The sequence below is a fragment of the Flavobacteriales bacterium genome (assembly GCA_013001705.1).
In the GTDB taxonomy this organism is placed as follows: domain Bacteria; phylum Bacteroidota; class Bacteroidia; order Flavobacteriales_D; family JABDKJ01; genus JABDLZ01.
Genome location: JABDLZ010000060.1, coordinates 1 through 18,415, shown reverse-complemented (window position 1 = coordinate 18,415; position 18,415 = coordinate 1). Strand labels below are relative to the sequence as shown.

20 protein-coding genes are annotated in these 18,415 nt (G+C 49.5%); 17 read left to right on the top strand and 3 right to left on the bottom strand.

Annotated features, from left to right (window positions below; translation table 11 throughout):
- Positions 1-42 precede the first annotated feature (42 nt).
- From HKN79_02250 to HKN79_02185, 14 genes are all read left to right on the top strand, one after another.
- Entirely contained in the window at positions 43-696 is a 654-nt protein-coding gene (locus tag HKN79_02250; GenBank protein ID NNC82373.1) for a Crp/Fnr family transcriptional regulator, read from the top strand.
- Positions 696-1,589: a sterol desaturase family protein gene (locus tag HKN79_02245; GenBank protein NNC82372.1), complete on the top strand. Its 894-nt coding sequence runs from the start codon at positions 696-698 to the stop codon at positions 1,587-1,589. Before HKN79_02250 ends, HKN79_02245 begins: the two co-directional genes overlap by 1 nt.
- A gap of 62 nt (positions 1,590-1,651) precedes the next feature.
- A complete protein-coding gene (locus HKN79_02240; protein ID NNC82371.1) occupies positions 1,652-2,467 on the top strand; it encodes a hypothetical protein in 816 nt (271 codons plus the stop codon).
- A gap of 22 nt (positions 2,468-2,489) precedes the next feature.
- Positions 2,490-3,047 carry a YeeE/YedE family protein gene (locus HKN79_02235; GenBank protein NNC82370.1) on the top strand — a complete coding sequence of 186 codons (558 nt, stop codon included), beginning with the start codon at positions 2,490-2,492 and terminating at the stop codon, positions 3,045-3,047.
- Between the two features lies 1 nt (position 3,048).
- A complete protein-coding gene (locus tag HKN79_02230; protein ID NNC82369.1) occupies positions 3,049-4,476 on the top strand; it encodes a hypothetical protein in 1,428 nt (475 codons plus the stop codon).
- 4 nt (positions 4,477-4,480) lie between these two features.
- Positions 4,481-4,894 (top strand): YeeE/YedE family protein, encoded by a 414-nt coding sequence (locus HKN79_02225; protein ID NNC82368.1) that lies wholly within the window; start codon positions 4,481-4,483, stop codon positions 4,892-4,894.
- A gap of 2 nt (positions 4,895-4,896) precedes the next feature.
- On the top strand, positions 4,897-5,550 hold the full coding sequence (locus HKN79_02220) for a class I SAM-dependent methyltransferase (protein NNC82367.1): 654 nt from the start codon (positions 4,897-4,899) through the stop codon (positions 5,548-5,550).
- The gene (locus tag HKN79_02215; protein ID NNC82366.1) at positions 5,547-7,256 is read left to right on the top strand and encodes a solute carrier family 26 protein; all 1,710 of its coding nucleotides are present in this window, start codon (positions 5,547-5,549) and stop codon (positions 7,254-7,256) included. The genes HKN79_02220 and HKN79_02215 overlap by 4 nt, the downstream gene beginning before the upstream one ends.
- A gap of 55 nt (positions 7,257-7,311) precedes the next feature.
- On the top strand, positions 7,312-7,668 hold the full coding sequence (locus tag HKN79_02210) for a hypothetical protein (protein ID NNC82365.1): 357 nt from the start codon (positions 7,312-7,314) through the stop codon (positions 7,666-7,668).
- A gap of 16 nt (positions 7,669-7,684) precedes the next feature.
- Positions 7,685-8,632, top strand: coding sequence for a GTP 3',8-cyclase MoaA (gene moaA / locus HKN79_02205; GenBank protein NNC82364.1), 948 nt, complete (start codon positions 7,685-7,687; stop codon positions 8,630-8,632).
- Entirely contained in the window at positions 8,629-9,831 is a 1,203-nt protein-coding gene (locus tag HKN79_02200) for a molybdopterin molybdotransferase MoeA (GenBank protein ID NNC82363.1), read from the top strand. Before moaA ends, HKN79_02200 begins: the two co-directional genes overlap by 4 nt.
- A 90-nt stretch (positions 9,832-9,921) precedes the next feature.
- Positions 9,922-10,410 (top strand): hypothetical protein, encoded by a 489-nt coding sequence (locus HKN79_02195; protein NNC82362.1) that lies wholly within the window; start codon positions 9,922-9,924, stop codon positions 10,408-10,410.
- A gap of 13 nt (positions 10,411-10,423) precedes the next feature.
- Complete coding sequence (moaC, locus tag HKN79_02190; GenBank protein ID NNC82361.1) at positions 10,424-10,909, top strand: cyclic pyranopterin monophosphate synthase MoaC; 486 nt, start codon at positions 10,424-10,426, stop codon at positions 10,907-10,909.
- Complete coding sequence (locus HKN79_02185; protein ID NNC82360.1) at positions 10,887-12,347, top strand: NTP transferase domain-containing protein; 1,461 nt, start codon at positions 10,887-10,889, stop codon at positions 12,345-12,347. The genes moaC and HKN79_02185 overlap by 23 nt, the downstream gene beginning before the upstream one ends.
- Here HKN79_02185 and HKN79_02180 read toward each other — a convergent pair.
- Genes HKN79_02180 through HKN79_02170 form a run of 3 tightly spaced genes read right to left on the bottom strand, consistent with a single transcriptional unit; the run spans position 12,331 to position 13,681 of the window.
- Complete coding sequence (locus tag HKN79_02180) at positions 12,331-12,753, bottom strand: molybdenum cofactor biosynthesis protein MoaE (GenBank protein NNC82359.1); 423 nt, start codon at positions 12,751-12,753, stop codon at positions 12,331-12,333. The genes HKN79_02185 and HKN79_02180 overlap by 17 nt on opposite strands.
- Positions 12,753-12,986 (bottom strand): MoaD/ThiS family protein, encoded by a 234-nt coding sequence (locus tag HKN79_02175; GenBank protein ID NNC82358.1) that lies wholly within the window; start codon positions 12,984-12,986, stop codon positions 12,753-12,755. The genes HKN79_02180 and HKN79_02175 overlap by 1 nt, the downstream gene beginning before the upstream one ends.
- Positions 12,986-13,681: a sulfite exporter TauE/SafE family protein gene (locus HKN79_02170; GenBank protein NNC82357.1), complete on the bottom strand. Its 696-nt coding sequence runs from the start codon at positions 13,679-13,681 to the stop codon at positions 12,986-12,988. The genes HKN79_02175 and HKN79_02170 overlap by 1 nt, the downstream gene beginning before the upstream one ends.
- 271 nt (positions 13,682-13,952) lie before the next feature.
- Here HKN79_02170 and sulP point away from each other — a divergent pair, with 271 nt between their 5' ends.
- From sulP to HKN79_02155, 3 genes are all read left to right on the top strand, one after another.
- Positions 13,953-15,620: a sulfate permease gene (sulP, locus tag HKN79_02165; protein NNC82356.1), complete on the top strand. Its 1,668-nt coding sequence runs from the start codon at positions 13,953-13,955 to the stop codon at positions 15,618-15,620.
- A 16-nt stretch (positions 15,621-15,636) separates the two neighbouring features.
- Complete coding sequence (gene nrfD, locus HKN79_02160; GenBank protein ID NNC82355.1) at positions 15,637-17,247, top strand: polysulfide reductase NrfD; 1,611 nt, start codon at positions 15,637-15,639, stop codon at positions 17,245-17,247.
- Positions 17,248-17,267: 20 nt separating this feature from the next.
- Positions 17,268-18,415: molybdopterin-dependent oxidoreductase (locus HKN79_02155; protein NNC82354.1), on the top strand; the 1,148-nt coding region annotated here is incomplete at its 3' end.

Sequence of the window (18,415 nt, the reverse complement as noted above, 5' to 3'; positions counted from 1 at the left end):
GAGCTTCGCAGTAATTTCACGGTCGCTAAAAAGACCAACACAATGGATACAGCTTGTTTCGAACGCCTTTCCAAACGATTTGCCTATCTCTTTGAAGAAGAGCTGATCAAAGAGATGTGCAAGGTGGGCGAATTGCGCACCATCCCTGAAGACTCGCTCTTGATGGATATCGGGCAGGACATCACCCATATGCCCTTGATCGTCTCCGGTAGCCTGAAAGTCATGACAGAAGATGAGAAGGGAGATGAACTCTTACTCTACTACTTGGAATTGGGAGAGACCTGTGCCATGACCTTGAATTGCTGTTCTCGACAGACCAAAAGCTCCATCTCGGCCATTACAGAAGAACCTAGTGAAGTGCTATTCATCCCCGTAGAAAAGATGGAAGAATGGATGGTGAGCTACAAGGGCTGGAGAAACTTCGTTCTGGAATCCTACAACTCCCGCCTCAACGAAATGCTCGAGGCCATCGACAATCTCGCCTTCCACAATATGGAAGAGCGATTAACGAAGTATCTCCGCGATAAGGCCATGGTCACCCATAGTGCCGAGCTGAAGACCACCCATTATCAGATTGCCTCCGACCTGCATTCATCCCGAGTGGTCATTTCCCGATTGATGAAGAAACTGGAACTAGATGGAATCATCCGACAACACCGAAACCGCGTGGAGTTCCTTGAATTCAAAGATGCCTGATGAGACCCTGGTCGGAATATCTAGCGCTCTTCAAGGATTCGTTCCGTCAGTTCGCTGAATATACCTGGGCCGAGATCACCTTTCAGGTGGATCCTTGGTATGTCAATTATTTCTGGTGGTTGATCATCCTGTCCTTGGTAGTATGGGGCTTGGAGATACTCTTTCCATGGCGCAAGGACCAGCCCATCTTCAGAAAGGATTTCTGGTTGGATGCCTTCTACATGTTCTTCAATTTCTACATCTTCAAACTGGTCATCTTCTTTGCATTCTCCAATGTGACCGAGGCATTCTTCCAGGACCTGACGGGTTATGAACTCGGTAGATTCTCCCTTCTGGATCTGTCTGCCATGCCGGTCTGGTCGCAGTTGCTCATCTTCTTTATCGCTACGGATTTCATCCAGTGGTTCACCCATGTGATGCTGCACCGCTATGAGTTCCTTTGGAGATTCCATCAGGTGCATCATTCGGTCGAGCAGATGGGATTTGCTGCTCACCTGCGCTATCACTGGATGGAGAATGTATTCTACACCCCGATGAAATATATTGCCGTCATGCTCATCGGAGGATTCACCCCGGAGATGGCCTATATCACTTTCTATCTGGCCATCGCCATCGGACATCTGAACCATGCCAATCTCGATTGGGACTACGGACCATTCCGATACATCTTCAACAATCCGCGCATGCATATCTGGCACCATGCCTATGCATTGCCAGAAAATAGGCGTCATGGAGTCAATTTCGGAATCTCATTGAGCATTTGGGATTACATTTTCCGTACATCATACATTCCTTCCAGTGGCCGGGACATTAAACTGGGATTCAAGAACTTGGAGCGATTTCCAAAGACCTTCTTCGGACAACTCTTCTACGGATTCAAGAAGGATTCCTGAGTCTTTTTCCTTCCGTGACCTTGGTTACGCGGAATTCGGGCGGATGACCGGACATTTGCACTATGAATGTACTAGCTCTTATCCGCAATGAGGATGAACTCCCCAGTGTATTGGATTATGCCTCCAAGGTCACCACATCTGGTGATGAACTCTATGTGATGAACATCATTCAGGTGCCTGCAGAGGTTCCTACCAAGCAGACGGGTGAAGTTCTGGATTTCTGTTCCGAATTCGACCTATCTCCTTTTCTGGCGGAGAAAAGAAATAATGAAGATTGGATGCGCTCAAGGTTCGATTCTGAAATCCCCTTGCAGCGCGAAGTAGTGGTAGGCCATCGCTTGACCATATTGAATGACCGCATCAAGCGATGGAATGTGGATCTCATCCTTACGTCTTCTGAATTGAGCACAGAATTCAAAGACCTGATCAGGAAGACCAAGGCAGAGCGCATCAAATCCAAACTCCAGATACCCATCCTCAATCTGAAATGCGATAGGAGGAAACAGGCCATCGAGCACATTGCCATTGTCTCGGACTTCCAAGAGGAGAACGGTCATGACCTTGCCTTGGTCAAACACATTGCCGGAATACATCAAGCACAGATTACCTTATTCAGTTTCAGTAAGGAGGCAGATCAAGAGCATGTCATCCTATCGCTCATGGATCGATTCATCGAAAAGCATGGACTGGAAGGTGCCCAGAAGCAGGTCATATTTACTGCAGACAAGGAGACCTCGGTACAGCAACTGCTCATGGAATACTCCATCCAATTGATGGTCACCCTGGACCTGGAACGGCAAGGATTCAAAAGACTTTTTAAAGGAGATCTCGAATCCGATCTCTTGAACCATATGCTGGTACCGATATTAGCATTGTAAACCCCTATCGATCGACATCATGATAGATTTCATCAGTCAACCATGGCCTTGGTATGTAGCCGGCCCCCTGATCGCCTTGACCATGTTCCTTCTTCTCTATTTCGGGAAGAATTTCGGGATGTCGGCCAATCTGCGCACAATGTGTACCATAGGAGGTGCAGGTAAACTTTCTGACTTCTTTCAATTCGACTGGAAGGGTCAGCGCTGGAATCTGGCATTCGTGCTTGGAGCCATCTTGGGGGGATTCATTGCCTCCACCTATCTCAGCAATGGAGAAGCCATTGAGCTAGCGGATAGTACCAAAGAGGCATTGGCATCGATGGGCTTTTCAAGCATCGGAGAGAATTTCCTTCCCAGCGAGATCTTCAGCAAGGAACAACTCTTCAATCTACCCGGGCTCCTTATCCTTCTTGGAGGAGGTTTCTTAGTGGGCTTTGGAGCTCGATATGCCGGAGGATGCACTTCTGGACATGCCATCAGCGGTCTCAGTGACCTACAGATACCGTCTCTGATCGCAGTGATCGGCTTTTTCATAGGTGGCCTGACCATGACCTACTTCATTCTTCCTATCATATTCTGAATTGAAGCTGACGCTTACATATCTGGCTATCCTGTCGGGCATTCTGCTGTCCCTATCTGCTAGTTCACAGCATGAGATCGACTATCCGGATGAACACAGGAAATTCAGGATACATGACCACGACTCTATCCACTCGGTCAAAGATTTCTTCGCCAAGGGAATTGCGCATGGACACATCCGTAATTATTCGATGGCCACCATCCATGAGGGAGAATTGAAGGACTATTGGACCAATGCCGTAGGTGGTGCATTGCGCTATGAGACCGCGGAGTGGAACGGATTGAGTTTCGGTGTGAAGGGCATCTTCACCTTCGAGGCATTCGGCATGGACCTGAATGAAGAAGACGAGCACATAGGACGCAGTGCCAAGTGGGAGAAGGAACTCTATGACATCACGAGACCCACCGAGACTACGGATCTGGACCGATTAGAAGAACTATTTGTCAGATACTCGATCGGTGAGTCGGATATCCGCGTAGGGAAATTGGACATCAATAAAGGCCCGCTCCTACTCCGCAGAGACGGACGTATGAAACCCTTTGCCTACCGGGGAGCTTGGACTCGCATCAAGGAATTCGAGCATCATAATATCTATCTGGGCTATATCGATGGTGTATCTCCTCGAGGCATGACCGAATGGTACGATCTGGATGAGGCCATCGGTCTACTGAGCAACGGACACCAACCTGATGGAAGTCCTGCTGAATACCACGACCGCTCAGGAATTCACTGGATAGCCATAGCGGGTATAGAGCGAGAAGTACGTGAGGAGATCAAGATTTCACTCTGGAGCTATCTCTTCGATCAAAGCATGAATACCCTCTGGTTTCAAACAGACTGGGAACATCAGGGAATCATACTTGGCCTGCAATATGTCCACCAATCCGCTCTGCCTGATCAAAAGGAGATAGAATATACCGCCCGCTATATCCAGCAGGATGAATCAGCCGATGTACTTTCCATAAAACTCGGCTATGCCCCTCCTCAGAGCGACTGGGAGTTCACCACGGCCTATCTACATGCTTTTGACAATGGAAGATTCTTATTCCCCAAGGAACTCGGACGTGAGAATTTCTACACATCTCATCCCAGATTCTGGTTGGATGGACTCGGCAATACAGATGTGTATATGATCCAAACATCATACAAGACCAAAGAGAGGAATACGGGTCGATTCGGCATGAAGGCCAGATTGAGCAGATTGGATGCTCCGGCCCAAGATGATTTTGAATTCAATAAATACGCGGTGCCTTCCATCTATCAAGTCATGGTATTCCCTGAGTATGAATTCGCTCATCCATTGGAAGGTGTGGAACTGGGTGTGCTCTATGTATGGAAGATCGACCGCGAAGACAATAGATCACTCAACGAACAATTCTACCGCACCGACCTACACCATTTGAACCTGGTATTGAACATAGATTTCTAAAAGAATGAATTATATCAAATACATTTTACTCGGTATACTCTTCGGAGTATTGATGACCAAGGCAGAGATCGTCTCATGGTACCGTATTTACGAGATGTTCCGCTTCGATGCGTTCCATATGTATGGGATCATCGGTTCTGCAGTTGTGCTCGGTATACTTGCCGTGCAATGGATCAAACGCAGCCAATTGAAGAACATCAACGGGGATGAGATCCGATTCAGTCCCAAGAACAGAAGCATCGCCAGATACCTTGTTGGAGGTACCTTCTTCGGACTGGGCTGGGCCCTGGTAGGCGCTTGCCCTGGACCTATGTTCGTGCTGGTAGGTCACGGATATGTGGCCATCTTGGTTGTGATAGTCGGAGCGCTGCTAGGTACATTGGTCTATGGAATGCTCAGAAACAAGTTACCCCATTGAGAATGACCGACAAGATCACCTATAATCCAGAAGAACTCAAGCAGAAGTGGGAGCAGGTCTATCACGACAGGACTACCGAGCAACTAGGTTGGTACGAAGAAGACCCTAGGCCTTCCCTCGATCTGATCCAGAGGAGCGGCATAGCAAAGACTGCCCGACAACTCCATGTAGGAGTTGGTTCATCTACATTGATCGATAGGCTCTTGGATGAAGGATATCAAGGAATCACCGCCAGCGACCTGAGCACTGCATCTATGCAGATACTCAGAGAAAGACTGGCCGATCGTCAAACCCTAGTGGAATGGATAGAAGACGATCTATTGCATCCTGAGCATCTCCGAGACCTAGGACCGGTAGACTTATGGCATGATCGAGCCGTGTTGCATTTCTTCAATGAGGATGATGAAAAGAAAGCCTATACCGAACTATTGGATCATCTGTTGGCCGTGGGCGGTCATGTGATTATTGGAGTCTTCCACAAGGATGGATCGAAGATCTGCAACAATCTACCGGTGCATGGCTATGACAGCGATTCGCTGGTCGAACTTCTGGGTCCTGATTATTCATTGATCGAAAGTTTCGATTACACCTACATCAATCCACGAGGTGAGGATAGACCCTACGTTTATGCTCTCTTCAAGAGAATCGATTCATGAAGAAATTCATACCGGCCCTTGATTGGATAAGCTCCTATAAGAAGGAGTGGTTGAGCGGTGATCTCATCGCTGGACTCACCGTAGGTGTGATGCTCATTCCCCAAGGAATGGCCTATTCCATGCTTGCTGGTCTCCCTCCTATCTACGGGCTCTATGCTTCTACCATCCCACTGATCATCTACGCTCTGCTCGGTACATCGCGTCAATTGGCGGTAGGTCCTGTGGCCATGGTGGCGCTACTTATCTCCAGTGGTGTAGGCGCTATGGCAGAACTAGGCTCAGCGGAATTCATATCTCTGGCCATCCTTTTGGCATTGATGGTCGGGATCATACAATTCCTGATGGGTACGTTGAAATTGGGCTTCTTGGTCAATTTCCTCTCACACCCGGTCATCGCAGGATTCACCTCTGCAGCAGCATTGATAATAGGGTTCAGCCAGTTGAAGCATCTATTGGGCATCGATATCCCTAGAGGCAAGGTGCATGAGATCTTGCTGAATGTGGTAGAGAACTTCTCCGCAATCAACCTCCCTACTCTTTCTATCGGAGCCGGAGCAATCGCTATACTATTGATCGTCAAGAAGGTGAACAAGAAGATTCCCGGACCACTTATCGTAGTGCTATTCGGAATCGGTGCGGTCTACTTCCTCGGCCTATTCGAACAAGGGGTAAAGATTGTAAAAGACGTACCTGGAGGCTTGGATCTCTTCGCACTACCAGAAGTGAGTTTGGAGCGCATCGGAGCGCTGTTCCCTATCGCGCTGACCATTTCCTTTATCGGATTCATGGAGTCCATCGCGGTTGCCAAAGCCATTCAGGCCAAGCATAAAGACTATGAGGTCTCTGCCAATCAGGAATTGATCGGGCTGGGGCTGGCCAATGTATTCGGGGCTTTCTTCAAGGCTTTCCCAGTAACAGGTGGATTCTCCAGAACTGCAGTCAACGACCAGGCAGGTGCCAAGACCGGCTTGGCCTCTATTGTCTCAGCGCTTCTGATCATACTCACCCTCTTATTCCTGACCGAGTATTTCTATTACCTGCCCAAGGCCATCCTTGCTGCGATCATCATGGTAGCGGTCTTTGGACTGATAGATATCAAAGAAGCCAAGCATCTCTGGTCAACAGACCGTATGGACTTCTGGCTATTCATGATCACGGCCATAGGCACTTTGTCCCTGGGTATCGAGGAAGGTATCTTACTGGGTGTCGCCTTATCGATCACCAGTCTGGTATACCGGGTATCCTATCCACATATCGCAGTCTTGGGCAGAGTCCCCGGGACCGACCAGTACAGGAATATCGCGCGTTTCAATGACTTGGAAGTCAAAGCCGATAAGCTGATCGTCAGATTCGATGCGCAACTCTATTTCGCAAATTCGGACTATTTCAGGGATTTCGTCAAATCCGAGTTGACCCAAAGGCCCGATACCCGCTATCTCATCTTCGATACACGTGCGGTCAACAATATGGACTCGAGTGCCATTCACATGCTCAGTGACCTGATCGATGACTTGCAAGCAGAAGGAATAGAACTCCACTTTGCCAATGTGAAGGGACCTCTCAGAGATATTCTCAAGAAGAACCGCATCATGCAAGATTTGGGTGAAGAACGCTTCCATCTCAAGGTGCAGAATGCAATAGACTTCATCGAGGCGGGTAGACGAAAAGGTGATAGTGCCTATACCTTGGAAACAAGCACTGCTTGAAACCATCATCACATTCGAAGAAGTCCTTAGACCTATCTTCGTCAGACAGTAGCAAATGAAGATCAGACTTAAGGATAATACCATCCGCATCCGTCTCAGTATGGATGAACTGGCATGCTTGGCCGAAGGCGAAACAGTGACTATGGCTACTGCTTTAGGAACGCACAGTCTGCTCACCGAGTTGGTCCCATGTGAAGACAGTCATGATATAGGACTACAGGACGGACTCCTCTTCATCAAAATAGAACAGTCCAAGTACCAGAACCTGCATGCAAGTGAAGAAGAAGGCTTCGAGATAGAACTGGGTGACAGCATCATCCTGATACAAAAGGACTATCAGTGTGTCGGTCGTGAGGAGGCGTTGAATGTAGGCCTCTTCCCTAATCCCAAAGGTGAAGATGCCGCTTGTTGATTCCTTCGGGAGGCATATGGATTATCTCCGCCTCGCGGTGACCGATCGCTGCAATCTAAGATGCCGCTATTGCATGCCTGCACAGGGAATCGATTTCGTGCATCGGGAAGAGCTGCTGAGCTATGACGAGCTGCTGAGACTCACCTCCATCTTTCGGGATCATGGAGTGACGAAGATCCGCATCACGGGAGGAGAACCCTTTGTACGCAAGGATATGGCCCTGCTCATACGAGAACTGTATCAGCAATTCGATCAGGTGCATCTCACTACGAATGCGACACGCATCCATGACCATATGGAGCTTCTTTCACATCCGCACATGAAAGGGATGAACATCAGCTTGGACTCATTGGACAAGGAGAATTTTTCCCGGATCACCAGAAGAGATGAACTGGGTCAAGTGATGCACAATCTCCTTCAAGCTCTGGAGCTTGGGATTCCACTGAAACTGAATGTAGTGGTGATGCGTGGAATGAACGATGAAGAGATTCCCGCATTCCTTGATTTCGGTGCAGAACACGGCATTCCGATCCGTTTCATCGAAGCCATGCCGTTCAATGCATCCGATGGGAACAAGGGGCTATTCATATCCTATAAGGAGATCTTGGAATCGATCGACTCTGCTCGACCTGGATTCAAAGAGGTGACTTCGGCTAGACCTTCCGCGGCCATCCACTTCGAGAATAGTCAGGGACAACAAGTCGACATCATACCTGCTTATTCACGTCTGCAATGCGGCACTTGCAATAGGATCAGGCTGACCCCAAAAGGAAAGATGCTTACCTGCCTGTACGCCAAGACCGGTCTGGACCTCAAGGAACGTATGCGCAATGGAATGGCCAGCGATGAAGAACTAGGTAAGGCCATTCAAGATGCTATCTTGAACAAGAAGAAAAACGGATTCGAAGAGGAAGATGCCAGACATGAATCAGTATTTCAAAGTATGACCTCTATTGGAGGATGATCGATCAAGCAGAGGCACTCGAGATCGTATTGGCGCATAGCCATTCCTTGGGAGAAGAAGAAGTTCCACTCTCCTCCTCTATCGGGCGAATACTCGCTGAGGACATCCGTGCCGATCGCCCTTTCCCCCCATTCGATAGAGTATGTATGGATGGCATCGCCATACCCTTCCAGGCCTATGATGAAGGTCGTAGAGCATTCACCAAGGCTGCCATGGCCGCAGCGGGCGACCCGCAGAAGGAATTAAAGGACCAAGAGCAATGCATCGAGATCATGACTGGGGCTATCTTACCCAAGGGTGCAGATACGATCGTGCGCTATGAGGACCTGAAGGAGACCGCAGATGGATTCGAGATCACTACGGAGGTCAAGCAGGGGCAGAATATCCACTATCGCGGGGAAGACACCAACCAAGGTGACTCGATACTGAAGCATGGACTGCGAGTGAAGGCCATGGATGTGAACATACTGGCCAGTGTGGGAAAGAGCAGTGTATGGGTCAGAAAACAACCCAAAGTAGCGGTGATCAGTTCAGGGGAAGAGCTTGTACCCATCGACCAGCAACCTGAAGCGCATCAGATACGGAGGTCCAATGTGCACATGTTGGTCGCTCGCTTGGATGAGCTGGGTATACAAGCCCATGAGTACCATATCAGGGACAAAGAGTCGGATATCCGGAAGTGGGTAGTTGATATCCTCAATTCCCATGACGTACTCCTACTCAGCGGAGGAGTAAGCAAAGGAAAGTTCGACCTCATACCTCAAGTGCTTGAAGAACTCGGAGTAGAGAAGCGATTCCACTTCGTGAAACAACGGCCGGGCAAACCGCTCTGGTTCGGCACCATGGAGAACAAACGGGTCTTTGCGTTCCCAGGAAATCCCGTCTCCACTCTTGCTTGCTTCCATGCCTACTTCGTACCCTGGCTCTATGCAAGCCTCGGACTAGAATATCAAGCCATTAAAGTGAAGCTCAGCACAGATGTGCAATTCCGCCCAGACCTCACCTACTTTGCTCAAGCACGTATCTGGCAGGATGAGCAAGCGGTGACCTGGGCCGAAGTGAAACACGGAGGTGGTTCAGGGGATATGATCAGTCCGAGTACCATGGATGGATTTGTGATCTTGCCGAGAGGCAAAGAAGAATACAAGGCAGGTGAAGTGTATTTGTTCCTACCTTTTCATCCTCTCTGCCAAGGATGAATACTCTTAGAGTGAAGGACAGAAGACTTTGAAGAATCAGACTATGGATGGCAAAAACCAGGTGTAATGAATAAGTCTCTCTTTTTAATCGTGAGTCTTCTGATCGGTGCTCATGGGTTCTCTCAGGATGATGAATCGACCATTCGTAAAGGGGCTGGACTACGGGTAGGGATTCAATCGGAACAGCTCGGAATACATGTGCCTATTTGGGTAGGAGATCTAGCAACTCTGGGACCAAGCATCGGGTATAGTACTGCAACGGATTCTGGAACGGATCTTTTGTTCGGACTGGCTTTCCGGGGATATCTGAATGAGAACCAAGCGGCTCCCTTCATTGGCCTTCAATACGCTGCACTCATTGCCTCCCCTCCTCGGGAAGACGAGGAGGATAAAGCGACCATAGACAATGTCATCGGCCTTATGCTGGGAGGTGATTATTTCGTATCGCCTCAGTTCAGTCTCGGAGTCGAGCTACAACTCAACTACACTATTTCAGATGAGGATTCCAATCGATTCGGAAATCGTGGAGGAGAGACATTCAACACGGCTGGAGTAGTCAGTGGAGCCTTCTATTTCTAAATGAACAATTACCATGAGCGAGACCAAGGATCTATCCCATATCAACGAAAAAGGCCAAGCCGAGATGGTGGACATCACTGAGAAAGAGGTGAGTGATCGAATCGCTGTGGCCTCAGGTACTGTAACTCTCGCTACACATATGATGAAAGCCCTGAGAGAGCAGAGCTTCAATACCAAGAAGGGGTCGATCACCCAAACGGCCATCATCGCTGGTACTATGGCCGTGAAAAGAACCTATGATACCATTCCGCTCTGTCATCAGATTCCTATCTCATCCATCAAATTCCATGTAGAGCCCGAAGGTGATTCCTTTCATATTCAATGTCAGGTGAAATGCACCGGACAGACCGGAGTAGAGATGGAGGCCCTGCATGGAGTGAGTGTGGCGGCATTGACCATATATGATATGTGCAAGGCCTTGGGACATGAGATGCAGATAGGTGACATCCAGCTAGAAAAGAAATCAGGAGGAAAACATGACTTCGACCGGGCATCATAAGCATCCTCCCCTGGCCCGTCCAAAGACAGGGACCTATCACCCTTGTGAGTGGGCCATCTGTGGGACCACCTGTGGGGCCATCGAAGAATTCGTTCAATGGCTCCATGATACACTCGACCCTGATCTGAATATGGCCTATGTCGATGCAGATCACGGTGCTCCGATCAATGATTCTCGCACGCAGATCGAGGATCTGGTGATCCATCAAGATGGCCTGGACAAAAGCAATCCATTCGACCATCGCGCACGATTGAGAAGTGCAGATATCGTTCTGGTGAATGGCAATCATCACCCGGCCTCTCGACAAGTCATTCTGCTCGATGAGGCGAAGAAAGACTCCCTTCAGCGCAGAGTGGATCAGTTGGACAATGTCCGGCTCATCATCCAGAAGCGTAGCGAGCAAGAGCTCTTCGATTTCCTGCAGAACAAGATATCGGAAGAGACATTGATCCTTACTGAAGACGATAGCGAGGCGATCAAGGCCTTCTTCGAGAATGAGATCCAGTTAGCCATTCCCCCTGTTAAGGCACTCATCCTAGCAGGTGGCAAGAGCCAGCGGATGGGTCAAGACAAATCGCAGATCAGTTACCACGATGGTATCCCGCATGAGATCCATCTGGCCCGGATGTGCCGGAACCTTGGAATGGAGACCTACCTAAGTAAGGCCAGTGATTTCCATAAAGAAGAAGTAGATGGGTTCCCGGTGATCAAAGACAGGCTTCTGGATATGGGTCCATTCGGAGCTATCATCTCTGCCTTCATGCACGATCCGGATTCGGCTTGGATGGCACTTGCCTGTGATCTTCCTTTTGTCAGCAAGGCTGCTCTCGAACACCTTATCGATCAGCGGAATCCATCCAAGATCGCCACGACCTACCAATCTGCTCAAAAGGATTTCCCAGAACCACTGATCACCCTCTATGAACCCAAGGCCTATCCCCGATTCATGCAGTTCCTGTCACAAGGCTACAGCTGCCCCAGAAAGGTCTTGATCAATTCAGATACGCACATCCTCGAGTTGGACGATGATCAAGTGATCCAGAATGTGAATACTCCCGAAGAAATGGAAGCGGTCCAGTCCGAGCTTGAGCAGGGAGAAGGCGTCTTGGACCGGGAGGGGAACACCGTTTCCTTTGAAGACATCCCTTCGATGACTATCGAGGAATTGATGCCCAATATCTCGGACTTCCGGGTCATCTCTCTTTTAGAGGAAAATGAATTCGTCCCGATCAGCGATGACGTGGAGCAGATCCCCTATTCCGAGTTCTACTGGAATGACTGGGTAGATGATGGAAGACCGGCTGTGTTCTATTGCACCACTGGACTTCGCTCTGCAGAGGTGGTCTATGACCTGATGCAGGATCATCCCAAGGCGAAACTCGCCTATCTCAAGAACAATCTGGAACAGGTATTAAAGGCGATCAAGGTCGCTCACTGACCCAATGTGAACCATCGAGGAGGAATTCCTTCTTCCAGATAGGTACCCGTTCTTTCAAGCGATCTATGGCATGGCGGCAAGCATCGAAACATTCTGCCCGATGTACGCCTGAGACCGCGATGATCACCGCTTTCTCCTTCTGACGGACCTCTCCACTTCGATGCAGGATGGCCACTTTCCGGACCCCGAATCTTTGAATACACTCTTCAGCGATTCCCCGCATTTCGCTTAGCGCCATTTTCTCGTAGGTCTCGAAATCCAAATGTGTGACGGTCTCTCCTTGATTCTGATTCCTAGCTGTGCCTATGAAAAGACAATTGCCTCCACAGCTCTCATCCAATACGAAATCATAGGCTTCATCTAAGGAAAGGGACCGATCGGAGATATGTACCCAGATATGCTCCATCATCCACCGCTCACTGGAGGGATGATAGCCACCTCATCCTCAGACCGGACGAGCTCATCATCTTGCGCGTATTTCTCATTGACCGCCAGCATATAGCCCAGCCTATCCAAGTCCCGATATCTCTCCGCAAGCGCGACTCTCAGATTATCCACCCGCATAGGGGTCTCCAATTCTAGGTCGAGTTCCTTCTCACCCGTGATATCCTTGGCTATACCGAAACAGAGTATGCGCATCAAGTAAAGATAAGTTTAGCACTAGCAATGACCAAGACCAGGGCCAGCACATATTTCAATCGGGTCTGATCCCATTTCACGCTACCCAGATAGGCTCCTAGCAGACCCCCTACTAAAGCCAGAACGGCCATCAGATAGATGCCATTCCCCAGGTGCACCCCGGTCCCTGAGAATCCGATCAAGGCCGCAGCTGAATTGACCCAGATAAAAGCCGCTGAGACCGCTGCAGCTTCTTTCATATCGCCCCATCCAAGAAGTAGGATCAGTGGTGTAAGGATGACCCCGCCTCCTATGCCTATCAGGCCTGAGAAGAAACCGATCCCCGCTCCCAGGAGCAAGGCTATTAGCCAATGAACAGAAGTCGAGGAATGCGTTTTCCCTCCGAGTAGTCCCATCATTCTCAATACGGCAAAGATCAGCAGGACGCCCAGTATCTTCCGATATAGACTCGCATCGATATGCATACCTCCGCCCAAGAATGCCATGGGTACGGAGGTGATGGCAAAAGCAAGGAGAAGCTTGGATCTGAAATGACCCTTACGCGCATAGGCGACAAAGGCTATGGCCGAAACAAAGAGATTCAGGATCAGTGCCGTTGGCTTCATGACCAGTACGGGAAATGACCAGAGGGACATCAATGCCAAATAACCACTGGCCCCTCCATGACCCACCGCGGAGTAAAGCAATGACACCATGGGCAATACCAAGAGGAATATCCAAGGAAACTCGATATCGAAAAGAAGCTCGCTCAATTCAGGGCCATATTTAGAACAATTTCAAATAAGGAGAAAAGTAACTTAAGTGACACGGACTGATCGGGTACGCTTCTACCTTGTCAGACCAGCATCAAGACCCTTTCCATATCGAATCAAGTTATGGCATATACGATCGAGCGATCGATCAAAGGACCTTGATCCGTCAAGAGATGTACCTTATAAGCGTTGGAAATCAAAATTCCTGCGAAGAATGCTGACATCTATCTTGAAGGATCCCAAGGTCTATGTGCGTCAAGATCTCCTATCGGATCTGATGGCAGGCCTTACTGTGGCCATCATGCTCATTCCTCAAGGGATGGCCTATGCGCTCTTGGCCGGACTCCCTCCCATCTATGGTCTCTATGCCGGGCTGGTACCTATGATCATCTACCCGCTCTTCGGGACCTCCCGATTCCTCTCAGTCGGGCCGGTAGCCTTGGTCTCGATCATCGTTCTGACGGGTCTCTCTCAGATGGCCGAACCTATGACTCCGGAATTCATCCGATTGGCCATTCTCCTATCCCTTATTTCTGGTGTCATCCAAGTCTTGCTCTCTGTATTCAAGATGGGATTCTTGGTGAATTTCCTTTCCCAACCGGTGATCAGCGGATTCACATCGGCAGCTGCCCTTATCATCGCTGTAAGTCAACTGAAGTACCTACTTGGTATTCCTTTAAGAGGCACTGTCGGTTTTCAGGACACCTTGCTCGGTCTGATATCCAATGTGGACTCCATACAGGTCGCTTCCACTTTCATCGGACTCAGTGGATTGATCCTCATACTCGTATTGAAGAAGATACATCGTTCTATTCCCGGGGCTTTGATCGCAGTGGTCTTGGGTATCGTTTTGGTGGGATATATGGGTATTGGAGGTGGTAGCGTAGATACGGTAGGTGAAGTACCTGCGGGTCTACCTCGCTTGATGAACCCTATCACGGATCTCCATACCATCTGGCAACTCATCCCGCTGGCCTTGGTCATCTGCTTGATCAGCTTCATCGAATCCCTAGCCATTTCCAAGACATTGGCCGCCAAGCATGAGGAGTATTCCATCGATGCCAATAAAGAACTTCTCGGTCTGGGCATGGCAAAGGTCCTGGGCGCATTTTTCCAAGCATTTCCCAATACAGGTAGCTTCACCCGCTCCGCCATCAACGAGCAGAGCGGTGCCCGCACTGGACTGGCATCATGGATTGCCGTGATCATCATCGGACTTGTCCTTCTTTTCTTCACTGGGACCTTATCCTACTTACCCAATACGATTCTGGCAGCTATTGTGATATCTGCCGTATTCGGATTGATCGACATCAAAGGTGCACTGCATCTATACAGGACCCACAAAGGGGACTTCATCGTGCTACTCATAACTTTTGTTCTGACGCTCTTTCTCGGGATCCAGAAAGGAGTTTTGGTGGGAGTCATACTTTCTCTGCTCTTCATCCTACATAAGGTCTCCCGACCACACTATGCTGTCTTAGGAAAGCTGGAGGAGCATGATGTATATAGGAATATCCAGCGTTTCGATCAAGCGCAAGAGGACCGCGAACTACTCATTATGCGCTATGATGCCGATATCTTCTTTGGTAATGCAGAGCACTTCTATGAGACCATCATTCAAGAGGTGGAGGCCAAGAAAGGCATCAAGGACTTATTGATAGACATGAATGCCGTAGGCCATATCGATAGCACGGGAATTGTCCAATTCGAATTGCTGGTGAAATCCCTTGAGACCATGGGCGTCAGACTCCATTTATGCTCGGTCAAAGGTCCCGTACGTGATGAATTCAGAAACTACAAATTGGGAGCCTTCCTACATGGAAACCAGATACACTGGGATATAGACAATGCAATAGCACGGATAAAGAAGAGTAAGCAATGAACCAAACCATCAGCCCATGAAATATGGATTTGTCATAGACAATAGGAAGTGCATCGGATGCCACGCCTGTACCACAGCGTGTAAATCAGAGCATGAAGTGCCCGTAGGGGTGAACAGGACCTGGGTCAAACAAGTAGAAAAAGGAGAATTCCCAGATACCCGGAGACTCTTCTCTGTGATGCGATGCAATCACTGTACAGACGCTCCCTGCGTTGAGATTTGTCCGACCGAGGCCCTATTCATACGAGAAGATGGTATCGTGGATTTCGATAAGGAGCGTTGTATCGGATGTAAATCCTGTATGCAGGCCTGCCCCTATGATGCGCTGTATATCGACCCGGAGACGCACACAGCTGCCAAATGCAACTATTGTGCACACCGCATAGATGTGGGTCTGGAGCCTGCCTGCGTCAATATCTGTCCAGAGCATGCGATCATCAGCGGGGATATGGAGAATCCCGATACGGAGATCGCTCAGTTGCTATCCCGTCAACCGGCCAAAGCCCGGAAGACCGAGAAGGGAACGATTCCCAACTTATTCTATATCGATGCAGATGATACCTCTTTGGTACCAGCGGCTTCTTCGAAACCTGGAGTATCCCTATGGGGCTCACAGAGTCACGGTGTAGGTCACTTTGCCAAGGAAGCGGAGAAATTGGCCAACAGCAATGTGGATCTTCTAGCCGAAGTACAGCGGATGAATGGAAGCACTGCTTCATCCAAGGGCCATGCACCTCGAACAGTGGAAGTGGTCATGAACCAGGCCAAGGAAGTCTACAACACGCCTGATAAAGGTATCCTCTGGGGCTGGGAGGTCTCGGCATATGTCTGGACCAAGGCCATATCTTCAGGTGTATTCCTAGTGGCCTTCATCGGATTCATCTTGGGAAGATTCCAGGCAGATTCCTCACTCTTCTGGACAACTATCATCTTCGGTCTCGTTTTTTTGACCTTGACCGGAATCCTACTGATCAAGGACTTGGACCAGCCCAAACGTTTCGCCTATGTCCTGCTCAGGCCGCATTGGGGCTCTTGGCTGGTCAAAGGTGGCTACAGCATCACAGTATTTGGTGGGTTGCTCACTCTCCTCGGTGTGGCGCTTTGGAATAACTGGCTAGGGGCCTTGCCGACCATACTCGTACTTACTGGGATCACTGCAGTGATCGTTTCGGTATACACGGCCTTTCTGTTTGCTCAGGCCAAAGGCCGGGACTTCTGGCAGAGCCCTACATTAGCCATCCATATGCTTGTACACTCTGTTATGGCCGGATCGGCTGTAATCGTACTGACAGGCATATTCATGGAGTATTCCTGGACTGCGATCGCCTACTTCAAGACTATCTTCTTGATCGCCTTAGGCATCAATCTCTTCACTATGCTTTTGGAGTTCATGACCACACATCCGACACAGGATGCGAAGACAACAGTGGACATGATCCTCAAAGGACAGTATGCACGAAGATTCTGGATCGGAGTGGTAATCGCTGGAAATGTGATTCCGATCCTGCTTATGGCCTTCATTCCTTCAGCATGGTCTTTGGCCTTGTCTTCCATCCTTGTACTTGCAGGCATCTATCTCACCGAACACATCTGGGTAGAGGCCCCTCAACGCATACCGCTCAGTTAATCCACCTCAATCAGCAAATCATGACGAAGAAGAATCACACACTGATAGAACGGATAGCCGAGAAGATAGGAGCCATCCCGAATCTCCATGAGGAACGCGACCCCGTCCTCGACCGTATGACTCAGACCGATCTGGACAAATTCCCTCCTATGGACCAGTGGGATCACTGGGAAGAATATGAGGCCAAGGCCTGGCCTAAGAAGGAGAAGAAAGCATACACCATCGTTCCTACGACATGTTTCAATTGTGAGAGTGCCTGTGGTCTGACTGCGTATATCGACAAGGAGGAAGGCACCATCAGAAAATTCGAGGGGAATCCCTATCACCCGGGGAGCCGGGGCCGAAATTGCGCCAAAGGTCCGGCCACTATCAATCAGATCACCGATCCGGAGCGCATCCTCTATCCGCTGAAGAGAAAAGGCAAACGTGGTGAAGGAGGATGGGAACGGGTCTCTTGGGATGAGGCTCTGGATACCATTGCAACACGTATCCGCAAAGCGCTCAAGGAGAAACGCAATAACGAGATCGCATACCATGTGGGCCGACCGGGCCATGAGGGCTATGCCAATCGTGTACTCCAGTCATGGGGAGTAGATGGGCACAACAGCCACACCAATATCTGTAGTTCTGGAGCGCGTTTCGGATACAATATCTGGTACGGTCACGACCGTCCAAGCCCGGATCATGCCAATGCCAAATTCATCCTACTCGTCTCTGCACATTTGGAAAGTGGGCACTATTTCAATCCACATGCCCAGCGGATCATAGAGGGCAAGATGAAGGGCGCCAAGCTGGCCACCATGGACCCTCGCCTATCCAATACCGCGAGCATGTCAGACTACTGGCTACCGACCTATCCCGGTACCGAGGCAGCCATGCTGCTCGCCATGGCCAAGATCATCCTGGAAGAAGGCCTTTACAATAGGACCTATATGGAGAAATGGGTCAATTGGCAGGAATATCTGGAAAAACGTCATCCAAGTATCGAGGTCGGCTTTGAGAACTTCATCCAGAAGATGATCGAGGAGTATGCTGAATTCACTCCAGAATATGCCGAGAAAGAGACCGGTGTCAAGGCCGAGACCATACGCGAAGTGGCCATACTCATCGGAGAAGCCGGTGAGCGATTCGCCTCGCACAACTGGCGTAGTGCCGGTAGTGGAAACCT

Coding starts and splice junctions, on each gene's coding strand:
- HKN79_02250 (NNC82373.1), top strand. CDS start 43: ATGGATACAGCTTGTTTCGAACGCCTTTCCAAACGATTTGCCTATCTC.
- HKN79_02245 (NNC82372.1), top strand. CDS start 696: ATGAGACCCTGGTCGGAATATCTAGCGCTCTTCAAGGATTCGTTCCGT.
- HKN79_02240 (NNC82371.1), top strand. CDS start 1,652: ATGAATGTACTAGCTCTTATCCGCAATGAGGATGAACTCCCCAGTGTA.
- HKN79_02225 (NNC82368.1), top strand. CDS start 4,481: ATGAATTATATCAAATACATTTTACTCGGTATACTCTTCGGAGTATTG.
- HKN79_02220 (NNC82367.1), top strand. CDS start 4,897: ATGACCGACAAGATCACCTATAATCCAGAAGAACTCAAGCAGAAGTGG.
- HKN79_02215 (NNC82366.1), top strand. CDS start 5,547: ATGAAGAAATTCATACCGGCCCTTGATTGGATAAGCTCCTATAAGAAG.
- HKN79_02210 (NNC82365.1), top strand. CDS start 7,312: ATGAAGATCAGACTTAAGGATAATACCATCCGCATCCGTCTCAGTATG.
- moaA (NNC82364.1), top strand. CDS start 7,685: ATGGATTATCTCCGCCTCGCGGTGACCGATCGCTGCAATCTAAGATGC.
- HKN79_02200 (NNC82363.1), top strand. CDS start 8,629: ATGATCGATCAAGCAGAGGCACTCGAGATCGTATTGGCGCATAGCCAT.
- moaC (NNC82361.1), top strand. CDS start 10,424: ATGAGCGAGACCAAGGATCTATCCCATATCAACGAAAAAGGCCAAGCC.
- HKN79_02185 (NNC82360.1), top strand. CDS start 10,887: ATGACTTCGACCGGGCATCATAAGCATCCTCCCCTGGCCCGTCCAAAG.
- HKN79_02180 (NNC82359.1), bottom strand. CDS start 12,753: ATGGAGCATATCTGGGTACATATCTCCGATCGGTCCCTTTCCTTAGAT.
- HKN79_02175 (NNC82358.1), bottom strand. CDS start 12,986: ATGCGCATACTCTGTTTCGGTATAGCCAAGGATATCACGGGTGAGAAG.
- HKN79_02170 (NNC82357.1), bottom strand. CDS start 13,681: ATGGTGTCATTGCTTTACTCCGCGGTGGGTCATGGAGGGGCCAGTGGT.
- sulP (NNC82356.1), top strand. CDS start 13,953: ATGCTGACATCTATCTTGAAGGATCCCAAGGTCTATGTGCGTCAAGAT.
- nrfD (NNC82355.1), top strand. CDS start 15,637: ATGAAATATGGATTTGTCATAGACAATAGGAAGTGCATCGGATGCCAC.